The organism is Rhizobium ecuadorense, from assembly GCF_001187535.1.
Classification (GTDB): Bacteria; Pseudomonadota; Alphaproteobacteria; order Rhizobiales; family Rhizobiaceae; genus Rhizobium; species Rhizobium ecuadorense.
The window spans coordinates 1-243 of sequence record NZ_LFIO01000051.1 but is presented as its reverse complement, the minus strand read 5'-3'; the positions used below and the strand labels follow the sequence as shown (position 1 = coordinate 243).

The window sequence follows — 243 nt, the reverse complement described above, 5'->3', positions numbered from 1 at the left end:
CTTGGCAGCCCGCCGCAAGGTCACCCGTTCGGTGATGTCTCGCTTTCCATCGACAACCTCAGTGTCCCCGGTCCCTCCGGCGCTGCTTATAATGCAGTCGATCGTCTGTCTCTCAAGGTGTGTGCCGGTGAGATCGTCTGCATCTACGGGCTGATGGGCGCCGGGCGCACGGAACTGCTCGAATGCATTGCCGGACGTCTGCGCGCAAGTGGCGGACAGGTTCTGCTCGAAGGACAGGACGTC

1 protein-coding gene is annotated in these 243 nt (G+C 62.1%); it reads left to right on the top strand.

The window, feature by feature from the left end:
• A partial coding sequence (locus tag AF337_RS02430; RefSeq protein ID WP_152970866.1) for an ATP-binding cassette domain-containing protein occupies positions 1 to 243 on the top strand: 243 nt, incomplete at both ends.